Annotated in this window: 20 protein-coding genes; 8 read left to right on the top strand and 12 right to left on the bottom strand. The window is 63.9% G+C overall.

The window, feature by feature from the left end:
- The 4 genes from HGB41_RS09235 to HGB41_RS09220 form a co-directional block, all read right to left on the bottom strand.
- Nucleotides 1–501 (bottom strand): transposase (locus HGB41_RS09235; protein WP_171083402.1); only part of this gene is annotated, 501 nt, incomplete at its 3' end.
- A gap of 99 nt (nt 502–600) precedes the next feature.
- Nucleotides 601–1,020: a RidA family protein gene (locus tag HGB41_RS09230; protein WP_171083400.1), complete on the bottom strand. Its 420-nt coding sequence runs from the start codon at nt 1,018–1,020 to the stop codon at nt 601–603.
- A 42-nt stretch (nt 1,021–1,062) separates the two neighbouring features.
- Nucleotides 1,063–2,466: a serine hydrolase gene (locus HGB41_RS09225; protein WP_171083399.1), complete on the bottom strand. Its 1,404-nt coding sequence runs from the start codon at nt 2,464–2,466 to the stop codon at nt 1,063–1,065.
- Between the two features lie 89 nt (nt 2,467–2,555).
- On the bottom strand, nt 2,556–3,572 hold the full coding sequence (locus tag HGB41_RS09220; protein ID WP_171083397.1) for a GlxA family transcriptional regulator: 1,017 nt from the start codon (nt 3,570–3,572) through the stop codon (nt 2,556–2,558).
- A 333-nt stretch (nt 3,573–3,905) separates the two neighbouring features.
- Here HGB41_RS09220 and HGB41_RS09215 point away from each other — a divergent pair, with 333 nt between their 5' ends.
- Nucleotides 3,906–4,409 (top strand): hypothetical protein, encoded by a 504-nt coding sequence (locus HGB41_RS09215; protein ID WP_171083395.1) that lies wholly within the window; start codon nt 3,906–3,908, stop codon nt 4,407–4,409.
- A gap of 173 nt (nt 4,410–4,582) precedes the next feature.
- Nucleotides 4,583–5,020, top strand: a complete 438-nt coding sequence (locus HGB41_RS09210; RefSeq protein WP_171083393.1) for a DNA-deoxyinosine glycosylase — start codon at nt 4,583–4,585, stop codon at nt 5,018–5,020.
- Between the two features lie 30 nt (nt 5,021–5,050).
- Here the strand turns inward: HGB41_RS09210 and HGB41_RS09205 are convergent, their stop codons facing one another.
- Nucleotides 5,051–6,229 (bottom strand): tetratricopeptide repeat protein, encoded by a 1,179-nt coding sequence (locus tag HGB41_RS09205; RefSeq protein ID WP_171083391.1) that lies wholly within the window; start codon nt 6,227–6,229, stop codon nt 5,051–5,053.
- Nucleotides 6,230–6,453: 224 nt separating this feature from the next.
- Nucleotides 6,454–7,320, bottom strand: a complete 867-nt coding sequence (locus HGB41_RS09200; RefSeq protein WP_171083389.1) for an HDOD domain-containing protein — start codon at nt 7,318–7,320, stop codon at nt 6,454–6,456.
- Nucleotides 7,321–7,480: 160 nt separating this feature from the next.
- Here HGB41_RS09200 and HGB41_RS09195 point away from each other — a divergent pair, with 160 nt between their 5' ends.
- On the top strand, nt 7,481–8,059 hold the full coding sequence (locus HGB41_RS09195) for a DNA-3-methyladenine glycosylase (RefSeq protein ID WP_171083386.1): 579 nt from the start codon (nt 7,481–7,483) through the stop codon (nt 8,057–8,059).
- A gap of 2 nt (nt 8,060–8,061) precedes the next feature.
- Here the strand turns inward: HGB41_RS09195 and HGB41_RS09190 are convergent, their stop codons facing one another.
- The gene (locus HGB41_RS09190) at nt 8,062–9,780 is read right to left on the bottom strand and encodes a methyl-accepting chemotaxis protein (RefSeq protein WP_171083385.1); all 1,719 of its coding nucleotides are present in this window, start codon (nt 9,778–9,780) and stop codon (nt 8,062–8,064) included.
- A 37-nt stretch (nt 9,781–9,817) separates the two neighbouring features.
- Nucleotides 9,818–10,273 carry a cache domain-containing protein gene (locus HGB41_RS09185; RefSeq protein ID WP_171083383.1) on the bottom strand — a complete coding sequence of 152 codons (456 nt, stop codon included), beginning with the start codon at nt 10,271–10,273 and terminating at the stop codon, nt 9,818–9,820.
- Between the two features lie 349 nt (nt 10,274–10,622).
- On the opposite strand from HGB41_RS09185, the gene HGB41_RS09180 reads away from it, so the two are divergent.
- The 3 genes from HGB41_RS09180 (at nt 10,623) to HGB41_RS09170 (ending at nt 14,790) form a co-directional block, all read left to right on the top strand.
- Complete coding sequence (locus tag HGB41_RS09180; RefSeq protein WP_171083546.1) at nt 10,623–12,044, top strand: KamA family radical SAM protein; 1,422 nt, start codon at nt 10,623–10,625, stop codon at nt 12,042–12,044.
- On the top strand, nt 12,016–13,371 hold the full coding sequence (locus tag HGB41_RS09175) for an MFS transporter (RefSeq protein WP_371868492.1): 1,356 nt from the start codon (nt 12,016–12,018) through the stop codon (nt 13,369–13,371). The genes HGB41_RS09180 and HGB41_RS09175 overlap by 29 nt, the downstream gene beginning before the upstream one ends.
- Nucleotides 13,372–13,470: 99 nt before the next feature.
- Entirely contained in the window at nt 13,471–14,790 is a 1,320-nt protein-coding gene (locus tag HGB41_RS09170; RefSeq protein WP_171083381.1) for a PQQ-dependent sugar dehydrogenase, read from the top strand.
- 188 nt (nt 14,791–14,978) lie between these two features.
- On the opposite strand, the gene HGB41_RS09165 is transcribed toward HGB41_RS09170, so the two are convergent.
- Genes HGB41_RS09165 through HGB41_RS09150 form a run of 4 tightly spaced genes read right to left on the bottom strand, consistent with a single transcriptional unit; the run spans nt 14,979 to nt 19,170 of the window.
- Nucleotides 14,979–15,314 (bottom strand): hypothetical protein, encoded by a 336-nt coding sequence (locus HGB41_RS09165; protein WP_171083378.1) that lies wholly within the window; start codon nt 15,312–15,314, stop codon nt 14,979–14,981.
- A gap of 3 nt (nt 15,315–15,317) precedes the next feature.
- Entirely contained in the window at nt 15,318–17,834 is a 2,517-nt protein-coding gene (gene ctaD / locus HGB41_RS09160) for a cytochrome c oxidase subunit I (RefSeq protein ID WP_171083376.1), read from the bottom strand.
- Complete coding sequence (locus HGB41_RS09155) at nt 17,831–18,760, bottom strand: cytochrome c oxidase subunit II (protein ID WP_171083374.1); 930 nt, start codon at nt 18,758–18,760, stop codon at nt 17,831–17,833. Before HGB41_RS09155 ends, ctaD begins: the two co-directional genes overlap by 4 nt.
- Nucleotides 18,761–18,768: 8 nt before the next feature.
- Nucleotides 18,769–19,170 (bottom strand): c-type cytochrome, encoded by a 402-nt coding sequence (locus HGB41_RS09150; RefSeq protein WP_371868491.1) that lies wholly within the window; start codon nt 19,168–19,170, stop codon nt 18,769–18,771.
- An 89-nt stretch (nt 19,171–19,259) separates the two neighbouring features.
- Between HGB41_RS09150 and HGB41_RS23460 the strand changes: the two genes are divergently transcribed.
- Both HGB41_RS23460 and HGB41_RS23455 read left to right on the top strand, forming a co-directional pair.
- The gene (locus tag HGB41_RS23460; protein WP_229422923.1) at nt 19,260–19,802 is read left to right on the top strand and encodes a c-type cytochrome; all 543 of its coding nucleotides are present in this window, start codon (nt 19,260–19,262) and stop codon (nt 19,800–19,802) included.
- Complete coding sequence (locus tag HGB41_RS23455) at nt 19,799–20,158, top strand: c-type cytochrome (RefSeq protein ID WP_229422921.1); 360 nt, start codon at nt 19,799–19,801, stop codon at nt 20,156–20,158. Before HGB41_RS23460 ends, HGB41_RS23455 begins: the two co-directional genes overlap by 4 nt.
- The last annotated feature ends 51 nt before the right edge of the window (nt 20,159–20,209 follow it).

Here is a 20,209-nt window from a genome sequence, read left to right as displayed (position 1 = left end):
CCAGTCGATCTGCTCGTCACCAGCCTGACTGCGCTGCCGTTGCGCATCGGCCTTGATAATGCTGGCGTCGGTAGCAAAGCCTTCGCCGCGCACCAAACCTTCAGCCATGCAACGACGAAGAACTGAATCGAACAGTTGGCGAAAAGCGTCGTGATCGCGGAAACGGCCGTGTCGGTTTTTGGAAAAGCTTGAGTGATCGGGCGCCTTGTCCTTCAGCCCGAGACGGCAAAACCAGCGGTACGCCAGGTTCATGCTCACTTCCTCGCACAGTCGCCGTTCAGAACGGATCCCGTAGCAGTAACCGATGATCAGCATCCTGGCGATCAGTTCAGGATCGATCGATGGGCGACCAGTGTGGCTGTACGATGCCGCTAGACTTCCGCGGAATTCGCTCAGGTCGAGGTAGCGATCCACCGCCCTGAGCAGGTGGTCTTCAGGAACGTACTCGTCTAAACTGATCGAGACAAAAAGCTCCCGCTTCGTTGCTTGGCGCCCCATCATCGCAACCTCCGTATCCGCAAGTACTCACATCACGGTAGGCGGTGAAAACGTTATGATCAAGGGAGTTTTTCAACACAATAGACCCATTCCGGACATTTATTAAGACCGCAGCCAGCCGGCATCGACCCGGCCTGCGGCAGCGTGGACCGCTGTACCGGCAACCTTAATGCGGGCGTCGTAAGGCAATCGTGCTGCCTGGTAGATGGTGCGGGCCGGACGTCGCCCTACGGGGAACAGTTCGGTAAACAGGGCATCAACCTCCGGCAGATCCGCCAGGTCGATGAAGGCAATATCAACGATCACCATGTCCTGCAGCGCGAAACCTGACGTTTCCAGGACATGCGCAATATTCTGGAATGCGCGCCGCGCCTCCTCCTGGCCCGTCCCCGAAATATAGTTGCCATCGCGGCCAATGGCCAGTTGCCCGCTCAGATAGCAGGTGTCGCCGACGACCACCGCATGGCTGATCGGCGCCGACCAGGCCGGGAGGTTCTCGCCTTCCGTAATGAACTGCTTCATCGTCACTCCAATTCGCCGGTTGATCAGTGTTGCGCCACAGTGCTAATCGAGGCGCTTGGCCCTGAGTTTGCTGCCGTCCTGGTGTAGCGTGAGGGCGTCGATTTTCCCGACAGCGTCCTTTTCGAACGTCAGCACGGCATCGGCCGCCTTGTAGAAGTAACGGTATTCGCTTTCAGGAAATATCTCCAACTGCCGCTGTCCCGTTAGCTTGGCAAACAGGCGGTCGCCTTTCGCGGTAATATCGAAGATCACCGATTCCAGCTGGTAGCGGCCCACGAAGCCCGCGTAGAGACGCGGGTCGACCTTGACCTTGCGGTGCGCCGGGGCCACGCCCAGTGCCAGGCGCGCCAGCTCGTCGGTGATCTTGCTGACCACTTCTTCACCATAATTGCTCAGGATGATGATTGTGAGCTTGTCGTCCGGATAAAAAGCCAGCAAGGAACTATAAGCGCCGATGGAGCCACCGTGCGAATACCGTTTGCGCGAAAGGCTTTCGCTGACGAACCAGCCCAGCCCATAACGATGACCGGCATCGGCAAACATCGCCTTCAGACTGAGCGGGCTCAGCACTTTCCCATTGAGCAGCACCTGCTGCCACGCTAACAGGTCGTCGACGGTGGAATACATGGCGCCCGCCGCGTACACATTGCTCATATTAACGAGCCGGCCCTTCATCACGTTGTCCACGCCATCCGTGTAATCCTGAGACATCTGGCGCACTACGACACTGCCGTCGTCATAGCCCGAATTGCGCAGATTGAGCGCCTTGAGCAGCTTTTTCTCGAGATAATCCGCATAGCTCATGCCGCTCACCGTCTCGATGATGCGACCCAACAGGACATAGGCCATGTTGTTGTACCTGAATTTCGTACCGTGCTCATAATTCAGGGGCAAGTCCTTGAGCAAGTCGACCAGCTCCTGCGGGGTATGCTTTACAGGCATCAGTTTGGCGTTGGAATCCTCCTGCGACGTATGGCTTGGAATGCCTGACGTGTGCGAAAGGAGCTGGCGGATGGTGGCCTGTTCCCAATTGGCCGGCAGGCCTGGCAAAATTTTTTTGATCGGATCGTCCAGTCCAAGCTTGTTCTCATCGGCCAGCCGCAAAATGGCTGCGGCAGTAAATTGCTTGGTGATGGAACCAATGCGATACCTGGTATTGACGGTATTCGGGATCATCCACTCGCGGTTGGCCGCGCCGTAGGCCCGGCGGAAAATCGGTTTGCCATCGCGCGCGACCAACACCGTGCCGGTAAACAGCTTGTCGTGAACATACTCCTTCATCAGCATATCCGCCTGCTCGGGAAACTTACTGTCCGCCTGGGCCCGGGCAGCGGCTGGTACAAGGCCGGACATCACAAACACCGCCAGGACCATCAACTGCGATAAAACCGGTTTAAAGATAATTTTAGAAATAGTCAGGACGATAGGAGTCAAAATTGATTTCATGTTGTTCCCGAAAAAAGTGCCACAAGTGTAGGTGAGCACTTATCTGGCCACAATGACATCCATGCCAAGAATCCTGCCATAGGTGGAAGTTACGGTGCAGAGTATTCATCACTCTGGAACCGGTCGCGAAAGTTGGACGGCGACGTATTCAGACTTCGCTGAAAGGCGATGCGCATTGTCTCGGCCGATTGGAACCCACAACGGTCGGCGATCTGTTTGATGGACAAGGTACTTTCCGTCAGCAAGCAGCGTGCGGCCTCGAGGCGCAGCATTTGCACATATCTGCCTGGTGCAATTTTCAGCGCCAGATTGAAACGACGGGCAAAGTTTCGGGGGCTCATTGCTACCCGCGCTGCAAGAACATCAACCGACAGATCATCGGTCAAGTGTTCTGCCATCCAACTGATGAGCTCGCCAAATGGAGCCTCATCGGCTCCGGTGGCATCGTGAATCAACAATGTGCTGAACTGGGATTGACCACCTGGCCGCTTCATGAAGACCACCAATTCGCGAGCCACCAGCAGTGCTAATGCGCGGCCGAGATCCCGCTCGACGAGCGACAGGCAAAAGTCAATGCCGGCAGTAATTCCAGCGGATGTGTGGCATTTTCCTGCACTGAGAAACAGCGCATCCCGGTCAATTTCAACTCGGGGAAATTGATTTGAGAATTCGTCGAAATGCGCCCAATGCGTGGTTGCGCGGTGCCCGTCAAGCGCGCCTGTGGCAGCCAGCGGAAAAGCACCCGTACAGATCGCAGCTACCCGGTTTGCGCGGTTGCAGAGCGTTCCAAGCGCACTGACCTGTCTTGCATCGCGCGACGAAATTCGCGCGCCACGCCCACCACAGATCAGCAAGGTATCCGGCCTCAGCGTCGTGTCAAACAGGCTGAATGCGGCCTGCAACGGAACGCCAGAAGTTGTCATCAGCGCGCCGGTGGTGGGACCCGCGAGGCTGATATGGTAAGGAGCACGGCGACCCGCCGCTTCACTCAACTCATTGGCGATCGTGAATACATCGAGTGGGCCGCTAATGTCGAGCATCTGTGCGGGAGGAAAGCCAACAAGAAGAATGCGGTGTTGGCCCTCTAATGTTGCAACTAGGCTCATGTTTTGGAGGGGCGCGTGCGATATCGCGCCAGAATTACGATAGGCGCATGTTAAATGGCATATGAAACTTCGTCTTTAATTTGCTTGTCCGCTCCTTGCCACTACCGCAAGTCGCATGTCGGTTCAGCGAACGGCTGCTTCTGGCCGAACCCGGTCGTTGAGCTCAGCGTAGCAGGTTGCCAAGGTTTAAAAATCGTAGACTGTCACGAAGGACTGAAACCGACCCGCGTGGAACAGTCGTTCGAAATTGGCTAGAGAGCCGGACGGCAGCGTGCTAACGTTGCGGTCACCGTGGTAGCCAGAAACGCCGCTTTTTCTCGTACAGGAGCATTGATGAGCAAGACGAATGAGATTGTACGCAAGGCTATTATCGTCAGCTGTGCTGGCATAATTTTGCTGATCTGTCTTGCGTGCGCCGGCGTGGCTTTCCTGATTTACTCCGTCGAGGACGACGACAGCCAGGAAATCTGGCGTGTAGCGTTGGCGTCGAAGGATGGGCAACTGCGCTTGGCCGATGCAGTTTCTGGAAAGTGGGATCACGTATACGTATTCGGGCCATATGTGCAACGCAGCGCCTTGTGCCGAACGTTGAGCGTCGCAACAAATCAGTGTGAGCGCATAGTCCCTTTCGAGTCGTCCGATGACGGCGAAATGTCGCTGGCGTTCGTCGCTGATCGACAGGTGGTGCGCTATTTCCGTCACACCTCCAAGCATGGAGACTTCAGCCCGGTTGCCACCGGTCTGCCAGTGCTGCGTGCGAAAGCGGTATTTCGAATTGTTCCCGGCAGTCCGCGCTACAACGGCCGCCGTTCACTGTCCTTTTTCTCTCTTCCGTAGCTGAAATCCGCTGACGTCCGGCGTGATCGGCACTTCGCCGATCGTAGCTATTTCACTTATGCTCAGGCCTTAAATGTTTGAATGGTGTTCATAGACTGCTTTTGGCCGGTTGCAGACTTATGGTAAAGCCCGGTGTAGAGGAAGTGCTGTTGTGAAAGCAAGCAAGCTTCTGAATGAGCATGCGACCAGCGATGCAGTCGACTTCTTCGCGATGTCAAATTAACGAAAACTTCAACCAGTTCTGGCCCCTCGTCTCGGTCGTCGTCCAGGGAGACCTGGCGGCGCTGCTCTATGAAGAGCGCCTGCCGCGCCTGCTGGCGCACCGCTTCGGCCTGTCGGGCCTGCTGGACGGCTGCGAGCGCGAAGGCAGCCTGGACCCACGCATCCGCAAGCCTGCCGCCAACGATTTCGAGCGCCTGCGTGCCTTGTGTCCAGAACTGGAAACGGTGAGCTTCAACGGCCAGGCATCGGGCAAGTTCGCGCCGCAGTTCGCCGCCGCCGGTTACCGCACCGTGGTGTTGCCATCGAGTTCACCTGCGCATCAGGCGTTGAGCTTCGGGCAGAAGCTGGCCATCTGGCGCCAACTGGCGCAGCCTGCAATGTTGCTCTGAGTGCCGCCGCGATCAAGGATTTCGCGCTGCTCAGCGGATGTGCGTCCCCACCGCACCCACCCTGCGCAGGTGCGCCAGCTTGGCCGAATACACCTGCCGCATCTCTTGCCGGGTGCTGGTGTCGACCGCCTTGGCGATCTGCTCGCGCGCGTGGGTCAGGTCGCCCAGCTGCAGGTGCGACACGCCCAGCCAGAAGCGGAACTCGTCGTTGTAGGGCGCGCGTTTGACTTCAAGTTCGAACAGCTCCCTGGCCGTGTCGTATTTCCCGGCGCGCAGGGCGATCATGCCCTTGTCGAAGTGGTGATAGGGCGGGAAGGGCTCGATGCTGGCGATCCGCCTGGCCAGCGCCGCGGCTTCGTCGCGCTTGCCCAGCGTCGCCAGCACCGGCTGCAGGTTGCGCATGACGGCCATGTTCTCCGGCTCGCGCTCGAGCGCCGCGCGGTAGGTCTGTTCGGCGAGTTGCATGTCGCCGTGTTTTTCGTAGATTACGCCGAGCGTATTCAGGGCGCGGATCATGCCCGGGCGCTTCTCCACCGCAGCACGCGCCCACCAGTAGGCATCGTCGATGCGGTCCTGCACCAGCATCTCGGCCGCGCGGTTGTTGAGGTAGAGGGCGACGATGTCTTCTTCGTCCAGCTCACGCGCACGCAGGCGCGCGGCTTCTTTCTGCGGAATGAAATCGACCAGCAGCATGGCGTCCTGGTCGCTGCTGCGCACCCCGCTTTCGACGCGGTTGCCGAGGCTGATGTTCACGTGCGCGCTGGCCAGGTAGAGCCCGGCGGTACGGCTCCAGGTGTCGTCCACGTCGACACTGCGGTAGCGTACCGGCATGCCCAGTTCCTTGGCAAAGGCCGCGGTCATGATCACCAGCGACAGGCAGTTGCCGGAACGGTCGGCGTAGGTTTCCGCGGCAGTGCGGGTTTTCGAGGATTCGTATTCGAGCTTGAGGTCGCTCTTGCTGTAGAGCGCGGCGACCAGGCCGTGGCGCTGGCCCTGCTGGCGCAGCTGCAGGGTGAAGGGCTGGCTGTGCAGGTAAGCCCGCATGGCCGGGCTGAGGGTGAACAGGTCGTCGGCGCCCACTTTCTCGCGAGGGGGCGCGAAACGCGCATCGGCAAACAGGGGAGGGGCCGCCGGGGGCTGCATGCTGGTGCAACCGGACAGCAAGGACAAAGATAGCGAGAACGACAACAGGACCGCAAAGCGCTTCATGGCTCCCTCCAAGACGTACTGGGAACCTATCCCGGCAGGCTGGAGTCGCTGCTGGCGCGCCTGACAAGCGGGGGCGGTGTTGCTCGTCGTTGCATGGCTAGCCATGCGGCCTCCTCGCGCCTTGCCCGCACTCGCCAGACATCGCCATCCGCTTCCTCCTGCCTACCAGCATAGGTTCCTACAAGCGGAGTATCTGCCTGTGCCCGGGGCTTGTCAAAGCTTGTTCAGTCCTCGTGGAAGGCTTCCGCCAGCTCGTCCAGCAGTTCGGCGGTTTCCTCAATCGACAGGCCGAGGTAGGCGCGGGCGGCCTCGCCACCCTTGGCCCATTCGAGCGATTCGCCATGGCCCTGGTAGCGGCTGATGGCAGCTTCGGCCAGCAGCGACAGCGCGACCAGCGAGCGCACCGTGCCGGAAGTCGCGGCGTCGTCGATGACGGCAAAATCATGGTGGTGCAGGATGGCCCAGCCCACGTCGCTGGAGAGGCCCCAGTTGCGTGCCAGCAGGCAGCCGACCGCGGAATGGCTGGTGCTGTGGCGTTCGTCTTCGAGCGCGGTGACCGGGCGCTCCGCGTCCAGGGAGGCGGCAGCGTAGGTATCGGCGTAATCGGCAAAACGGTCGATCAGCAGCGGCACGCCGGTATCGCAGAACAGGCCGAAGGTATGCGCCACGTCGGCCTCGCCGATGCGCAGGCGGCGCGACAGGAAGACCATCGCGTGGGCGCGGCGGGTCGAGATGTCCCAGAAGCTGGCGAGGCTCGCGCTGTTGGCGGGAATCGCCTGGCGCGCCAGCAGGCCGGTCATCAGGGCCGCCACCTGGTTGATGCCGAGGAATAGGATCGCCTGCTCGATCGACTTGGCCTTGCGGCGGCCGCCGTAGATCGACGAGTTCGCCAGCTTGAGCAGCGCGCCCGACATGCCCACATCACTCGCGACGATCTTGCCGATCGCCTCGGGAGACGGATCTTCCGACGCCAGTTCGCGCTGCATGTCGGCGAGCAGGCTCGGACGCGGCGGGATGCGGATCGACTTGATCAGGGCATCGACCTGGTCGAGGTGCGCGAGATGCGGGATGGGATCGGCGAGGGTATTCATGGGCAAGGGCAGGGAAGCGGGCGCTCCGGGGGCAGCGAGGTCAGCAGTAACTATACCCCAGCTGCGGTTATCTTGCGCTGAGGCAATACTCTAACTTTGCGTAAACTGTGGTGATTCCACCAAAACGGCGCCCTGCCTGAGCCCGCGATAAAATTGGCCCATGGTACTTTCGACAATAGCAGGAATCGATTTCACTGCGCCGGCAGAGACCGTGGCGCGCCGGCTGATCGGCATGACGGTACTGGTCGACGGTGTTGGTGGACGCATCGTCGAGACCGAAGCCTACGACCGCGAAGACCCGGCTTCGCACGCCTTTTCCGGTCCGACCGAGCGCAATGCCGCGATGTTCGGGCCGCCCGCCCATGCCTATGTCTACCGCTCCTACGGCATCCACTGGTGCCTCAATTTCGTCTGCCGCGAAGAAGGCCATGGGGCCGGGGTCCTGATCCGTGCGCTCGAACCGGTGGCAGGGCTCGAGCAGATGCGCGTGCGGCGCGATACCGGCAGCAGCGACAAGGACTGGCTGCTGTGCTCCGGCCCGGGCAAGCTGTGCCAGGCACTGGGCGTGACCCGCGCCCACAACGGCATGGCCTTGTCGGGCGCCCCGTTCGAGCTGCTGCCCGGGGCTCCCGGCCTGAAGATCGTGGCCGGACCGCGCATCGGCATCTCGAAGGCGATGGATGTGCCGTGGCGGTTCGGGCTGGCCGGCTCGCGTTTCGTCAGCCGGCCCTTCCGCTGATGTCAGGTACGGCGCTGGCGCTGCGGCTTGGCCGCGGGCAGGGCGCGCACCGGACCTCCGCGCATCGCGCTCCCAAGCCCACGCCGTTCTTCCAGGCCGTGGAAACCTGAATCGTCTTCGTGCGCTTCTTCGGCATCGGTGTCCGCCTCGCCGGTTCCCGGACCGTCCCCGCTATCGGTGAACTTGAAGATCGAGACGGCCTTGGCCAGGTTGACGGTCTGCTCGTGCAGGCTTTCGGCGGCCGCCGCGGCTTCTTCGACCAGGGCCGCATTCTGCTGGGTCATGCCGTCCATCTGGCCGACCGCCTTGTTCACTTCGGCGATGCCGTCGGCCTGCTCGGTGCTGGCGATGCTGATGCGGCCGATGATGTCGTTCACCTGGCGCACCGAGGCGACGATGTCGCCCATGCTGGCGCCGGCCTGGCTGACCGAGGCGCTGCCGTCCTCGATGATCTTTACCGAGTCGGCGATCAGGGCCTTGATCTCGCGCGCCGCCGCCGCCGAGCGCTGGGCCAGCGTACGCACTTCGGCCGCGACGACGGCGAAGCCGCGTCCCTGCTCGCCGGCGCGCGCCGCTTCCACCGCCGCGTTCAGCGCCAGCAGGTTGGTCTGGAACGAGATGCCGTCGATGACGCCGGTGATCTCGACGATCTTGCGCGAGCTGGCCTGGATCGATTCCATGGTCGCCACCGCGAGTCCCACCGACTGGCCGCCGGTCGAGGCCAGTTGCGCTGCCTCCGCCGCCAGGTCCGAGGCAAGGCGGGCGTTGTTGGCATTTTCCTTGACCGCCGTAGTCAGTTCTTCCATGGTGCTGGCGGTCTGCTCGAGCGAGCCGGCCTGCATTTCGGTGCGGGTCGACAGGTCGAGGTTGCCGCTGGCGATTTCCTTCGAGGCCGTGTCGATCGAGCGCACTGCGGTCATGATGCTTTGCAGGGCGCCGTTCAGGCGGCCGATGGTGTGATCCAGCGCGCGCGAGGTGTCGGCGATTTCATCGCGCCCGGCGCCGGGCGTGCCGGACGGCTGCAGGCGGCCGTCGGCCAGGTCGTTCACCACCGTGGCGATCGACCGGATGTCGGCCAGCATGGCGCGCCGCACCAGCATCGTCACGATCAGCGACAGCGCGATCGACAGCAGCACCAGCCCCGCCATGCTCATGCCGAGGGTGCGGAACTCCGCCTTGGCGGCGGCGTGCGCTTCCATGCTGAGTTTTTTCTCGAGCGAGGCGAGGCGCTGCAGTTCGGTATCGAGCGCGACGAACTGCTTTTCTGCCTTCTGCATCGAATTGGTGGCGATCGACTGGTCCACTGCGGCCAGCTCGATCGTCTCCGATACCAGCTTGCGGTAGCTCGCCAGCGCCGCCAGCGACCCTTCCAGCGCGGTACGCTCGGATGGCTCGGCCACTTTGGCCAGCTCGCCCAGTTTGGTCCCGATCGCCGCGTGCTTCTTGTGGATGTCGGCGGTCAGGGCCGTAAGCCGGTTCTGCGCGAAGCTGCCGTTCACCCAGGCCAGCAGCTGGTAGATATTCGCGTGCGCAAAGCGCGCGTCGCCCGCCACGTCGGCCACCGACTGCAGGCGCGCGGCGCGTACCTGCACCATGTGCTCGAGCGAGGCGTTCTGGCGCACCATGCCGTAATAGGCGGCTGCCGAAAGCATCGTCAGCAGCACCAGCACGAGCCCCGGGGCCAGCAGGAGTTTGGGACCGATCCGCAATTTATTCAGCATGCTTGACTCCGGGGAGGGCAGGACGGGTTAGGCCGGCTTATTTCTTGTAGATACCGGCTTCCAGTACCACGTCGTCAACGCGCTGGATGTAGGTGGTTTTCGGCTCGATCTTGCCGCTGGTCGGGTTCTTGTACTGGTAGTCGACCCAGCCCTTGCCCTTGGCGGCGGCGACGTCGATGATCTCGCGGCGGTATTTCTTGCCATTGGCATCCGGCACGTCGGTCAGGTCCTTGCCGACGATCGACGGGTTGTACGGGTGGGCCAGCACGATGCCGGTCTTGAGGTCGCGCATGTCGATATACAGCTCGCCCTGGACGTAGTCGGCATCCTTCGCGTTAATTTTTTTCATCATCTCGTCCTTGCCCTTGGCCTTCACGAGTGCGACGCCGCGCTCGACCATGGCGATGGCGTCTTTCTCGGTCGGTGCATTGGCCAGGGCAGGGGCGGCGACGAGGGCGAGGGACAGGGCGGCGGCAGTAGCGAGCAGCTTCATGGTGTAACTCCTTTGGTGAATGTTCCGGGGCCAACATTTCTAAAGTGCATTGCCAAATGTACCGGGGTGTGAGGGAGGTGGATTGCGGTAGCGCAATCGCTGGACAGGGGCGCGCGGGAACGTTGCGTATCGGTGTCAGGAGAAGCTCATAAGATTGGGCTAGCAAACACCGCGTCCAGGTTTCGAACCGATCGGCTTCACCCTTGTTTTAAGCCTGGCCGTAGGACCAATCTGATTGATTGACGGCAATTCTCCATTAATTTCCGTAACGTAAGATGAATTCTTCCCGGCAACGATTTTTTCCTCTGCCGGTCTTTCGTCCAACGTTTCCTGGAGAACTTCCGTGATCATGACCGAACCGATGCCATCCAAGTTCAAGCCCTATACCCGGCAAACGATCCACCTGGCGCGCCAGTGGCAATGGATGTCGCCGGACCTGCAGGAAGCGGTGCAGGTGGTGTCGCACGTGTTGCCGTTCCGCGTTAACGCCTACGTGCTGGAAGAGCTGATCGACTGGGACAAGGTGCCGGACGACCCGATCTACCGCCTGACCTTCCCGCACCGCGACATGCTGCCGGCTGCTGAATACGAACAGCTGCGCGACCTGGTGCTGTACAAGAAAGACGACGCGGCCGTCGCGCGCCTGGTGCATGGCATCCGCATGCGCATGAACCCGCATCCGGCCGGCCAGATGACCCACAATGTCCCGCGCGTAAACGACGCGCCGCTCAAGGGCCTGCAGCACAAGTACAAGGAAACGGTGCTGTTCTTCCCGAGCTCGGGCCAGACCTGCCACGCCTACTGCACCTTCTGCTTCCGCTGGCCGCAGTTCGTCGGCATGGACGACATGAAGTTTGACGCGCGCGAGTGCTCCGAGCTGGTGGCCTACCTGAAGACGCACCCGGACGTCACCGACGTCTTGATTACCGGCGGCGACCCGATGATCATGAATACCCGTTCGCTGGCCGAATTCCTGGAACCCTTGCTGGCGCCGGAGCTGGCCCACATCCAGAACATCCGCATCGGCACCAAGTCGGTCGCCTACTGGCCGCAGCGCTTCGTGTCCGACAAGGACAGCGATGACTTGCTGCGCCTGTTCGAGAAGGTGGTCAGCTCGGGTAAAAATCTCGCGATCATGGGCCACTATAATCATGCCGTCGAACTGCGCGCGCCCGTAGCCCAGCAGGCCGTCAAGCGCATCGTCGGCACCGGCGCCACGCTGCGCATGCAGGGCCCGCTGATCCGCCATATCAACGAAGACCCGAAGAGCTGGGCCGAACTGTGGACCACCGGCGTGCGCCTGGGCGCGATTCCCTACTATATGTTCGTCGAGCGCGACACCGGCCCGCGCGACTACTTCTCGCTGCCGCTGGCGCGTGCGCACCAGATCTTCCAGGAAGCGTATTCGATGGTGTCGGGGCTGTCGCGCACGGTGCGCGGTCCGTCGATGAGCGCTTTCCCGGGCAAGGTGGTGATCGACGGCGTCGTGACCATCAATGACGAGAAGTTGTTCGCACTGCAGTTCCTGCAGGCCCGCAATCCTGAATGGGTGCGCCGCCCGTTCTTTGCAAAGTACGACCCGGACGCCACCTGGCTCGACCACCTCAAGCCGGCCTTCGGGCGCGACAAGTTCTTCTTCGAGCAAGAGGGCGGCGGTGCGCCGCGGGCAGCGGGCGGCCGCGTAATCCCGCTGGTGCCGGCGGGGCAGCAACGCAGCGACACCGGCTGCAGCCCGGTCCTGCATGGCGGAACCCAGCCAGACGCCGCCTGACACCCCGGGGACCTGCACCATGCCGGACCAGGCCACCACGCCACGCCTGTCCGGCGTGGCGGTATTTTTCTACGTGTTCCTGCCGTTCGCGCTGGGACACTACCTGTCCTCGCTGCTGCGCAACGTGAACGCGGTGCTGGCCTCGCACCTGGTGGGAGCGCTCGCGCTCACGCCGGGCGAGCTGGGACTGCTCACCAGCGCCTTCTTCTTCGCCTTCGCCCTGGTCCAGCTGCCGGCCGGGATTGCCCTCGACCGCTATGGGCCACGCAAGGTGCAGCTGGTGATGATGCTGGTAGGCGCGCTGGGCGCGCTGCTGTTCTCGCGTGGCCATGACTTTGCCCAGCTGGTGGTGGCGCGCGCCATCATGGGCTTCGGCCTGGGCGGCTGCTTCATGGCGGCGGTGAAGGCCGTCTCGACCTGGATCACACCGAGCCGGCTGCCCTCGGTGCACGGCTACCTGATCGCCGTCGGGGGCCTGGGCGCCGCCACCGCCACCATGCCGGTGCGCCAGGCACTCGAATACACCGACTGGCGCGGCCTGTTCGTGATGCTGGCGGCGCTGACCGCCTGCTGCGGTTTGCTGATCTGGCTGCTCTGTCCGCGCACCACGGGGCCGGCGCCGAAGAGGGGCCCGCTGGGACAGGCGCTGCGCGAGGTCTTCCGCGCACCCGTGTTCCGCACCACGGCCTCGCTGGTGCTGATCCCGCATGCGGTGTTCTTCGGGATCCAGGGCCTGTGGATCGGGCGCTGGCTGCTTGACGTCGCGCTGTTCCCGGACGACGCGGTCGCCTACCTGCTCTACATGGGCATGGCAGCGGTGATCTTCGGGGCGATTGCGGTCGGCATGATCACCGAATGGGCAGGGCGGCGCGGCATCGCCCCGCTCGACATGGCAGCCGCCGGCATCGGCGTGTTCCTGCTGGTGCAGCTGGCCTTCGTGGTCAGCTACCAGCCCAGCTTCCAGCTGCTGTCGGTGCTGTTCACGCTGGTCGGGACCATCACCGGGATCGAATACGCGATCATCGCGCAGTCGATGCCGAAGGAGCTGACCGGGCGCGCCGCGACCTGCCTGAACCTCCTGATCTTTATCGCCGCCTTCGTGGTGCAGGCCGGGTTCGGGCTGATGGTGGGATGGTGGACGCCGGACGCCGCGGGCCATGCACCGGCCGTGGCCTACCGCGCCGCCTTCGCCGTGCTGCTGCTGGTGCAGTTGCCGGGACTGGTCGGCTTCGTGCTGCGGCGCCGGCGCCAGGCTGCGGCGAGCGCAGCGCCGCTGCCGGCAGCGCTTGCTGCGGACGAGGAGGAGCCGCCGGCTACCCCTACGTAATGGTCGAGTTTTCCCTGCGGTAACGGGCGGCATCATATTGCCAATCTAGCTAGCATCGCAGCACAATGGATGCCGTCCGTAACCAGAGAGAGAACAACCATGCGTGACCACACCTTGCCTCGCCTGTCGGCGGGCGCGATGCTCCTGCTGCTCGCCGCCTGCGGCGACAAATCCACCCTGCCGGTCGGCGCCGACGTCGGTTTGCAGCCGACCATCAAGGCGCCGGTCAAACGCGTGATCCCGACCGTCGACATCGCGCCTGCCAAGGGCTGGCCGCAAGGCGTTGTGCCAAGTACGGCATCCGGGCTGGCGGTGAAAGCATTCGCTTCAAGCCTCGACCATCCACGCTGGCTGCACGTGCTGCCCAACGGCGACGTGCTGGTGGCCGAAACCAATGCGCCCGAGCGCCCGGACGGCATGAAGGGCATCAAGGGTTACATCATGGGCAAGGTGATGGCCAGGGCCGGCGCCGCCGTGCCGAGCGCGAACCGCATCACGCTACTGCGCGACGCCGACGGCGACGGCGTCGCCGAAACGAAACAGGTCTTCCTCAAGGGCCTGAACTCGCCCTTCGGCATGGCGCTGGTCGGCGACATGCTGTACATCGCGAATACCGACGGCATCGTGCGCTTCCCCTACCGCAGCGGCGACCTCGAAATCACGGCGACTGCGCAACCGGTGGCGCCGCTGCCGGGCGGCCCGCTGAACCACCACTGGACCAAGAACATCATCGCCAGCCAGGACGGCCGCAAGCTGTACGCCACCTCGGGCTCGAACAGCAATGTTGCCGAGAACGGCATGGACAAGGAAGTCGACCGCGCTGCCATCCTGGAAGTCGACATCGCCACCGGCAAGACCCGCCTGTTTGCCTCCGGCCTGCGCAACCCGAACGGCATGGGCTGGAACCCGCAGACCGGCGCGCTCTGGACCGTCGTCAACGAGCGCGACGAGCTGGGAAGCGACCTGGTGCCCGATTACCTGACTTCGGTGAAGGACGGCGGCTTCTACGGCTGGCCATACAGCTACTTCGGCAAGCACGTCGACGAGCGCGTCAAGCCGCCACGCCCGGACCTGGTGGACAAGGCCCTGGTGCCGGATTACGCGCTGGGCTCCCACGTGGCCCCGCTCGGGATGGCCTTCTACAGCGGTGCGCTGCTGCCGCAGTTCGCCAATGGCGTCCTGATTGGCCAACATGGCTCGTGGAACCGCAAGCCGCTGTCGGGCTATAACGTGGTGTTCGTCCCGTTCACAGACGGCAAGCCATCGGGCAAGCCGGTGCAAGTGCTCACCGGCTTCGTCGACAAGAATGGCGATGCGCTCGGGCGTCCCGTGGGCGTGGCGGTGGACAAGGCGGGGGCGATCCTGGTGGCGGACGATGTGGGGAATGTGATCTGGCGGGTGACGCCGGCAGGGCGTTAATCACCGGTGATCTGGCCTGTGACGTCGACTGGTCGAACATCGTAGCGTGGGCAATTCGTAAATCAGGGCATTGCCCTGATTTACCTTGCCCACGCGTTCAACCAGCCGGCGAGCAGCTGCGCCGATTGTTCAACCGTGATTTGAACGCGTGGGAAGGAAAACCTGCCCACCCTACGATTCCCGGCAAATCAGGCGCAGCCTTCCACCAGCAAAATCGGCAACCCCGTCCACACAACCGCGACAAACGCCATCACCGCACTCAGCGCCGCCGCCCAGTCCAGCAGGCCCGCTCCTTCACGAACATCGTCGCTTAGCATCCCCCGCTCGCGCCACACCAGCCACCCGCACACCGCCAGCGCCACCAGGCTCACCCCCCCCAACAGCACCCGGTCCGGCCCACCCGCGCGCATCGCCGCCGGCGTGCACTGCGCCGCTGCCAGCAAATAGCAGAAGGTGAAATGCGCCGCCCACACCAAGAGGGGAAGGGTGCCGCGCGTGAGCTGGCGCCAGAAATGGTCGTGCATGCGTTACTCCATCAGCAGCGGCAGGATATGCACCAGCACCATGCCGGCGATGCCCTGCAGCGTCGTGTAGTGCCAGATGAGGGCGACGTTGTCGAGCGTCGCGCGGCTGCGCTCACCCAGGTGGCCGCGCCAGGCGCGCAGGCACAGGTAGGGCCCGGCGATCGCCAGCAGTACGATGTGCAGGCCCTGGTAGCCCAGCAGCGTGGCGATCGCCGCACCCCAGGCGCTGGCGGTCGGCTCCAGGCCCGCGAACTGGTGGCCGCGCAGGTCGAGCATGAAGGAGGCCGCCGCGCAGCCCAGCGCCGCCAGCACCAGCCATGGCAGGCGGCGCTTGCCGAGCCCGCGCACGGCGAGCAGCATCAGGGCGGAACTGGCCAGCAGCAGGCCGCCCGATGCGAACTGCCAAGGCAGGGCGGGCAGGGCGGCGCCCGGCGGCGGGCAGACCTGCAGCCGCATCGACACGTGGATATAAGTAAAACCGAAGGAGGCGAAGATGCTGGCGTCGACGATCAGCATGATCATCGTGCCCCACCACGACTGCGAAGCCGTGCCCCTGGCATTCACGGGTAGAACGAGGTCGTCGGACACGCGGGCCTCGTCGATGCTCGGCTTGCGGTCGGACTGCCACAACCAGCCCAGGGTGCCGGCCACCGCCATGAAGCCGAAGATCCAGGCCAGCAGGATCATCTTCACGGTCAGCAGCAGGAAGAAGCCCGCCGTGCCGAGCGCCGCGATCACCGGCAGCCAGCTGTCGCCCGGCAGTATCATCAGGTAGCGCGGTTCGGCGTTGACCGGGCTGGTGGCGATGGTCTCGCGCAGGCCGGTGGCGGTATTCGGCAGGTAGTGCTGGCCGCGGTCGACTTCTTCGGACAGGGTCGGCTGCTCCCACAGCGGGTTGACGGAGGTGACGCGCGGGATGCTGCGGTTGCCGTAGGATTCGGAGGTGAGCCATTCGAGCGTCGGCGCGTTCCACGGGTTGCCGACTTCCTTCTCGGGCCGGCGCAGGGTGCGCACCAGGTCGACGAAGAACAGCACGACGCCAGAGGCGAATATGAAGGCGCCGATCGTGGAGAGCATGTTCAGCAGGTTCCAGCCGAGGTTCGCATCATAGGTATAGACCCGGCGCGGCATGCCTTGCAAACCGGTGATGTGCATCGGGAAGAAAGCCAGGTTGAAGCCGCCGAACATCAGCCAGAACACCCAGCGCGACAGCGTCTCCGACAGGCGGTTGCCGTTGATGAGCGGGGTCCAGTAATACATCGCCGCGAACACCGGGAACACCATGCCGCCGATCAGCACATAGTGCAGGTGGGCCACGATGAAATAGGTGTCGTGCACCTGCCAGTCGAACGGGATCACGGCCACCATCACCCCGGTCAGGCCGCCCAGCACGAAGATGAACATGAAGCCGAGCAGGAACATCGTCGGTGGGCTCATCTTCACGCGGCCGTTCCACAGGGTGGCAATCCAGGCGAAGACCTGGATGCCGGTCGGGATCGCGACCGCCATGCTGGCCGCCGAGATGAAGCTCATTTCCAGCACGCCCAGGCCGGCGGTGAACATGTGGTGGGCCCACAGCCCGAAGCTGAAGAAGCCGACGCCCACCAGCGCCACCACCACCGCGCGCTGGCCCACCAGCGGGGTGCCGGCGATGGTCGGGATCATCATCGACACCATGCCGGCGGCGGGCAGGAAGATGATGTAGACCTCGGGGTGGCCGAAGAACCAGAACAGGTGCTGCCACAGGATCGGGTCGCCGCCGCGCTCCTGGATGAAGAAAGGCCAGTCGAACGCGCGCTCCAGCTCCAGCAGGGCGGTGCCGGCGATCACCGCCGGGAAGGCGAACACGATCATCACGCCCACCACCAGCATGGCCCAGGCATAGATTGGCATGCGGCGCAGCGTCATGCCCGGCGCGCGCGTAAACAGGATGCCGACGATCAGTTCGATGGCGCCGGCGATGGCCGAGATCTCGATGAAGCCGATCCCCAGCAGCCAGAAGTCGGCGTTCAGGCCGGGCGAATATTTTTCGCCGGTGAGCGGCGGGTACATGAACCAGCCGCCATCCGGCGCCAGCCCGAAGAACAGGGTGCAGAAGAAGGCCAGGCCGCCGAACGCGTAGGCCCAGTAGGCATAGGCCGACAGGCGCGGGAAGGGCAGGTCGCGCGCACCCAGCATGTTGGGCAGCAGGTAGACCGCGATCGCCTCGACCACCGGAATCGCGAACAGGAACATCATCACCGTGCCATGCATGGTGAAGATCTGGTTATAGGTGCCGGGGCTGAGCAGGGTGTTGTCGGGTACTGCCAATTGCGCCCGCATCAGCAGCCCGAGGATGCCGGCCAACACAAAAAACAGCAGCGCCGTGCCGATGTAGAGCAGGCCGATGCTGGTGTTGTTCACCGAGGTCATGAAGCGCCAGCCGGTCGGCGTGCGCCAGGTTTCCACCAGGCGTTCGAACTCGCCCTCCGGGCGCGGCAGGGACGATGGCAAAGGGGCGTGGACTTCTGCGTCGGTCATTTCAGGTGCTCGAGGTAAGTGGCCAGCGCGTCCAGGGTGTCGCGGTCGAGGTCTTGCGAGCCAGGCATGAAGACGCCCGGCTTGGCCGCCTGCGGGTTGGCGATCCAGCTTGTCAAGCTGTCGCGGTGGGTGCGCAGGGTGCCGGCGCCGATGTGGGTGCGGCTGCCGACGTGGGTCAGGTCCGGTCCCAGGCGCGTGTCTTCGGACACGCCGCGGATGGTATGGCAGGCCTGGCAGCGCTGCTCCAGGAAGGCACTGCGGCCTCGTTCCAGCACCTGGTTATCGGCCGGCGCCGCGGGCAGGGCCTGGCGCGCCAGCCAGGCATTGAATTCGTCCGGCGTCGACGCGATCACGTGCAGCGCCATCTTCGCGTGCTGGGCGCCGCAGTATTCGGCGCACTGGCCGCGGTAGATGCCGGGCTTGTCGGCGCGCAGGGTCAGGCCGGTGACGCGTCCCGGCACCATGTCGCGCTTGCCGGCCAGCGCCGGTATCCACAGGCTGTGGATCACGTCGGCCGCATTCAGGCCGAGGTAGACCGGGCGCCCGACCGGGATATGGATTTCGTTGGCGCTGACGATCTCGCGCCCGCTCACCGGGTCGTGGTAGCGCACTTCCCACCACCACATCTTGGCCGTTACCGAGATGCTCAAGGCATCGCGCGAAGTTTGCGGCGCCAGCTGGGTGCTGCGCCAGGTGCTCCACCCGAGCAGCGCGCTGAGCACCACGATGGGGAAGGCGATGCCCCCGCCGCCGATCCACAAGGCCGCGCGCGCAGGCCGTCCCTGGGGCCGCAGGCTCAGGGCCAGCAGCAGCATCACGGCCACGAAGATCAAGGCGCCGGCGCCGAACAGCACCCAGGCGAAATGGCTGATGATGGTGGCATCCCAGCCGGCCGGATGCAGTACCGATTGCAGGTTGTCGTTCATGGCCAACCCTATCGGAGCGTGTACAGGAAGGCCGCCATGTGGCGCGCCTCCTGTTCGGTCAGGCCCATCGGCGGCATCTCGGTGCCGGGTTTGACGGCGTGCGGCACGCGCAGCCACTGCACCATGTTGGCAGGCTGGTTGGGGATGCCGCCCGCGATATAGCTGAGGCGCCCGATGTGGTCGAGCGCCGGGGCCTGTTCACCGGCCGCGCCCTGCACCCCGGGGATGGTGTGGCAGGCGCCGCACTGGTACTGGGTCACCAGGCGCAGTCCCTGCTGCACGTCGCCGCCGGGTACCCGGACCGCTGCGGGTTCTTCCTTGCAGCCGGCCAGCATCGCTGCGCAGGCCAGCAACAGGCCGGCGCAGCGTATGGTTTGGGGGACGAATTCGTGGGAAGAGATGGTGCGCACGCTTGGAAATCACAATTGTGGAGTGGCTTTTATAATACACAAAGAATGATGTAATTTTTTTAACTAATCCAATCGGACGCCCCTCTCGCATGCTCTCCAACCGCCACCGGCTGATCGCCAGGACCGCTGTACTTACGCTGCTCGCGGCCGGCGTCACCGCGGGCGCGGCCGGCCTGGCCGTGCTGTACGGCGGCTGGTACAACATCGGCGCCACCGCCCAGCACTTCCCCTTCGTGTACACGGTGCTGGAAGAAGGCATGAAGCAGTCGGTGCAAAACCATGCGCAGGACGTGAAGGTGCCGCCCTCCGGCGGTGCACAGCAGCTGCGGCGCGGCGCCCAGGTCTACCGCGACAACTGCGTGCAATGCCACGGCGGGCCCGGGGTCGCGCAGTCGACCATCGGCATGAGCATGCAGCCGATCCCCGGCCCGCTGGTCGATGCGACCCAGCGCTGGCAGCCGCGCGAGCTGTACTGGGTCACCAAGCACGGCATCAAGATGAGCGGCATGCCGGCCTGGGAATACCACCTGGCCGACGACGACATATGGGCCGTGGTGGCCTTCGTGAAAACCCTGCCGGCGATGAGCGCCGACGACTACCGCGCCGCGACGGCGAAAGAGGTGGCGCCATGAAGCTGCTGCGTTTCGTCGCGATGCTGTCGACAGTAGGCGTGCTGGCCGGCTGCGCGCCGCCCGAACGCCCCGGCGTGCAGGGCGACCCGGTGCGCGGCAAGATCGCGCTCACTCAATATGCCTGCCAGTCCTGCCACATGATCCCGGGCGTGCCCGGCTCCAGGGTGTATGTGGGCCGGCCGCTGTCCGACCTGGACAAGCGCAAGGTGCTGGTCGGTACGCTGGAGACCAGCCAGGCCAACATGGTGCGCTGGATCCGCGACCCGCAGGCGATCGACCCGCACACCGCCATGCCCAACATGGGCGTGACCGAGCGCGATGCGCTCGACATGAGCGCCTATCTCCTCAGCCGCTAAGCCGGTACGCCCTGGCGATCCTTGGTATCATCGCCGCCTCGGCCCTGTGTG

Source organism: Telluria aromaticivorans (genome assembly GCF_013003915.1).
Lineage (GTDB): Bacteria > Pseudomonadota > Gammaproteobacteria > Burkholderiales > Burkholderiaceae_D > Telluria > Telluria aromaticivorans.
The sequence above is the reverse complement of the archived record's forward strand: the minus strand, read 5'-3'. Positions and strand labels throughout refer to the sequence as shown.

What these genes read in the sequence shown, in the direction of transcription:
- HGB41_RS09230 (WP_171083400.1), bottom strand. Translation starts at nt 1,020, where the DNA reads ATGAAGCAGTTCATTACGGAAGGCGAGAACCTCCCGGCCTGGTCGGCG.
- HGB41_RS09225 (WP_171083399.1), bottom strand. Translation starts at nt 2,466, where the DNA reads ATGAAATCAATTTTGACTCCTATCGTCCTGACTATTTCTAAAATTATC.
- HGB41_RS09220 (WP_171083397.1), bottom strand. Translation starts at nt 3,572, where the DNA reads ATGAGCCTAGTTGCAACATTAGAGGGCCAACACCGCATTCTTCTTGTT.
- HGB41_RS09215 (WP_171083395.1), top strand. Translation starts at nt 3,906, where the DNA reads ATGAGCAAGACGAATGAGATTGTACGCAAGGCTATTATCGTCAGCTGT.
- HGB41_RS09210 (WP_171083393.1), top strand. Translation starts at nt 4,583, where the DNA reads ATGAGCATGCGACCAGCGATGCAGTCGACTTCTTCGCGATGTCAAATT.
- HGB41_RS09205 (WP_171083391.1), bottom strand. Translation starts at nt 6,229, where the DNA reads ATGAAGCGCTTTGCGGTCCTGTTGTCGTTCTCGCTATCTTTGTCCTTG.
- HGB41_RS09200 (WP_171083389.1), bottom strand. Translation starts at nt 7,320, where the DNA reads ATGAATACCCTCGCCGATCCCATCCCGCATCTCGCGCACCTCGACCAG.
- HGB41_RS09195 (WP_171083386.1), top strand. Translation starts at nt 7,481, where the DNA reads ATGGTACTTTCGACAATAGCAGGAATCGATTTCACTGCGCCGGCAGAG.
- HGB41_RS09190 (WP_171083385.1), bottom strand. Translation starts at nt 9,780, where the DNA reads ATGCTGAATAAATTGCGGATCGGTCCCAAACTCCTGCTGGCCCCGGGG.
- HGB41_RS09185 (WP_171083383.1), bottom strand. Translation starts at nt 10,273, where the DNA reads ATGAAGCTGCTCGCTACTGCCGCCGCCCTGTCCCTCGCCCTCGTCGCC.
- HGB41_RS09180 (WP_171083546.1), top strand. Translation starts at nt 10,623, where the DNA reads ATGACCGAACCGATGCCATCCAAGTTCAAGCCCTATACCCGGCAAACG.
- HGB41_RS09175 (WP_371868492.1), top strand. Translation starts at nt 12,016, where the DNA reads ATGGCGGAACCCAGCCAGACGCCGCCTGACACCCCGGGGACCTGCACC.
- HGB41_RS09170 (WP_171083381.1), top strand. Translation starts at nt 13,471, where the DNA reads ATGCGTGACCACACCTTGCCTCGCCTGTCGGCGGGCGCGATGCTCCTG.
- HGB41_RS09165 (WP_171083378.1), bottom strand. Translation starts at nt 15,314, where the DNA reads ATGCACGACCATTTCTGGCGCCAGCTCACGCGCGGCACCCTTCCCCTC.
- ctaD (WP_171083376.1), bottom strand. Translation starts at nt 17,834, where the DNA reads ATGACCGACGCAGAAGTCCACGCCCCTTTGCCATCGTCCCTGCCGCGC.
- HGB41_RS09155 (WP_171083374.1), bottom strand. Translation starts at nt 18,760, where the DNA reads ATGAACGACAACCTGCAATCGGTACTGCATCCGGCCGGCTGGGATGCC.
- HGB41_RS23460 (WP_229422923.1), top strand. Translation starts at nt 19,260, where the DNA reads ATGCTCTCCAACCGCCACCGGCTGATCGCCAGGACCGCTGTACTTACG.
- HGB41_RS23455 (WP_229422921.1), top strand. Translation starts at nt 19,799, where the DNA reads ATGAAGCTGCTGCGTTTCGTCGCGATGCTGTCGACAGTAGGCGTGCTG.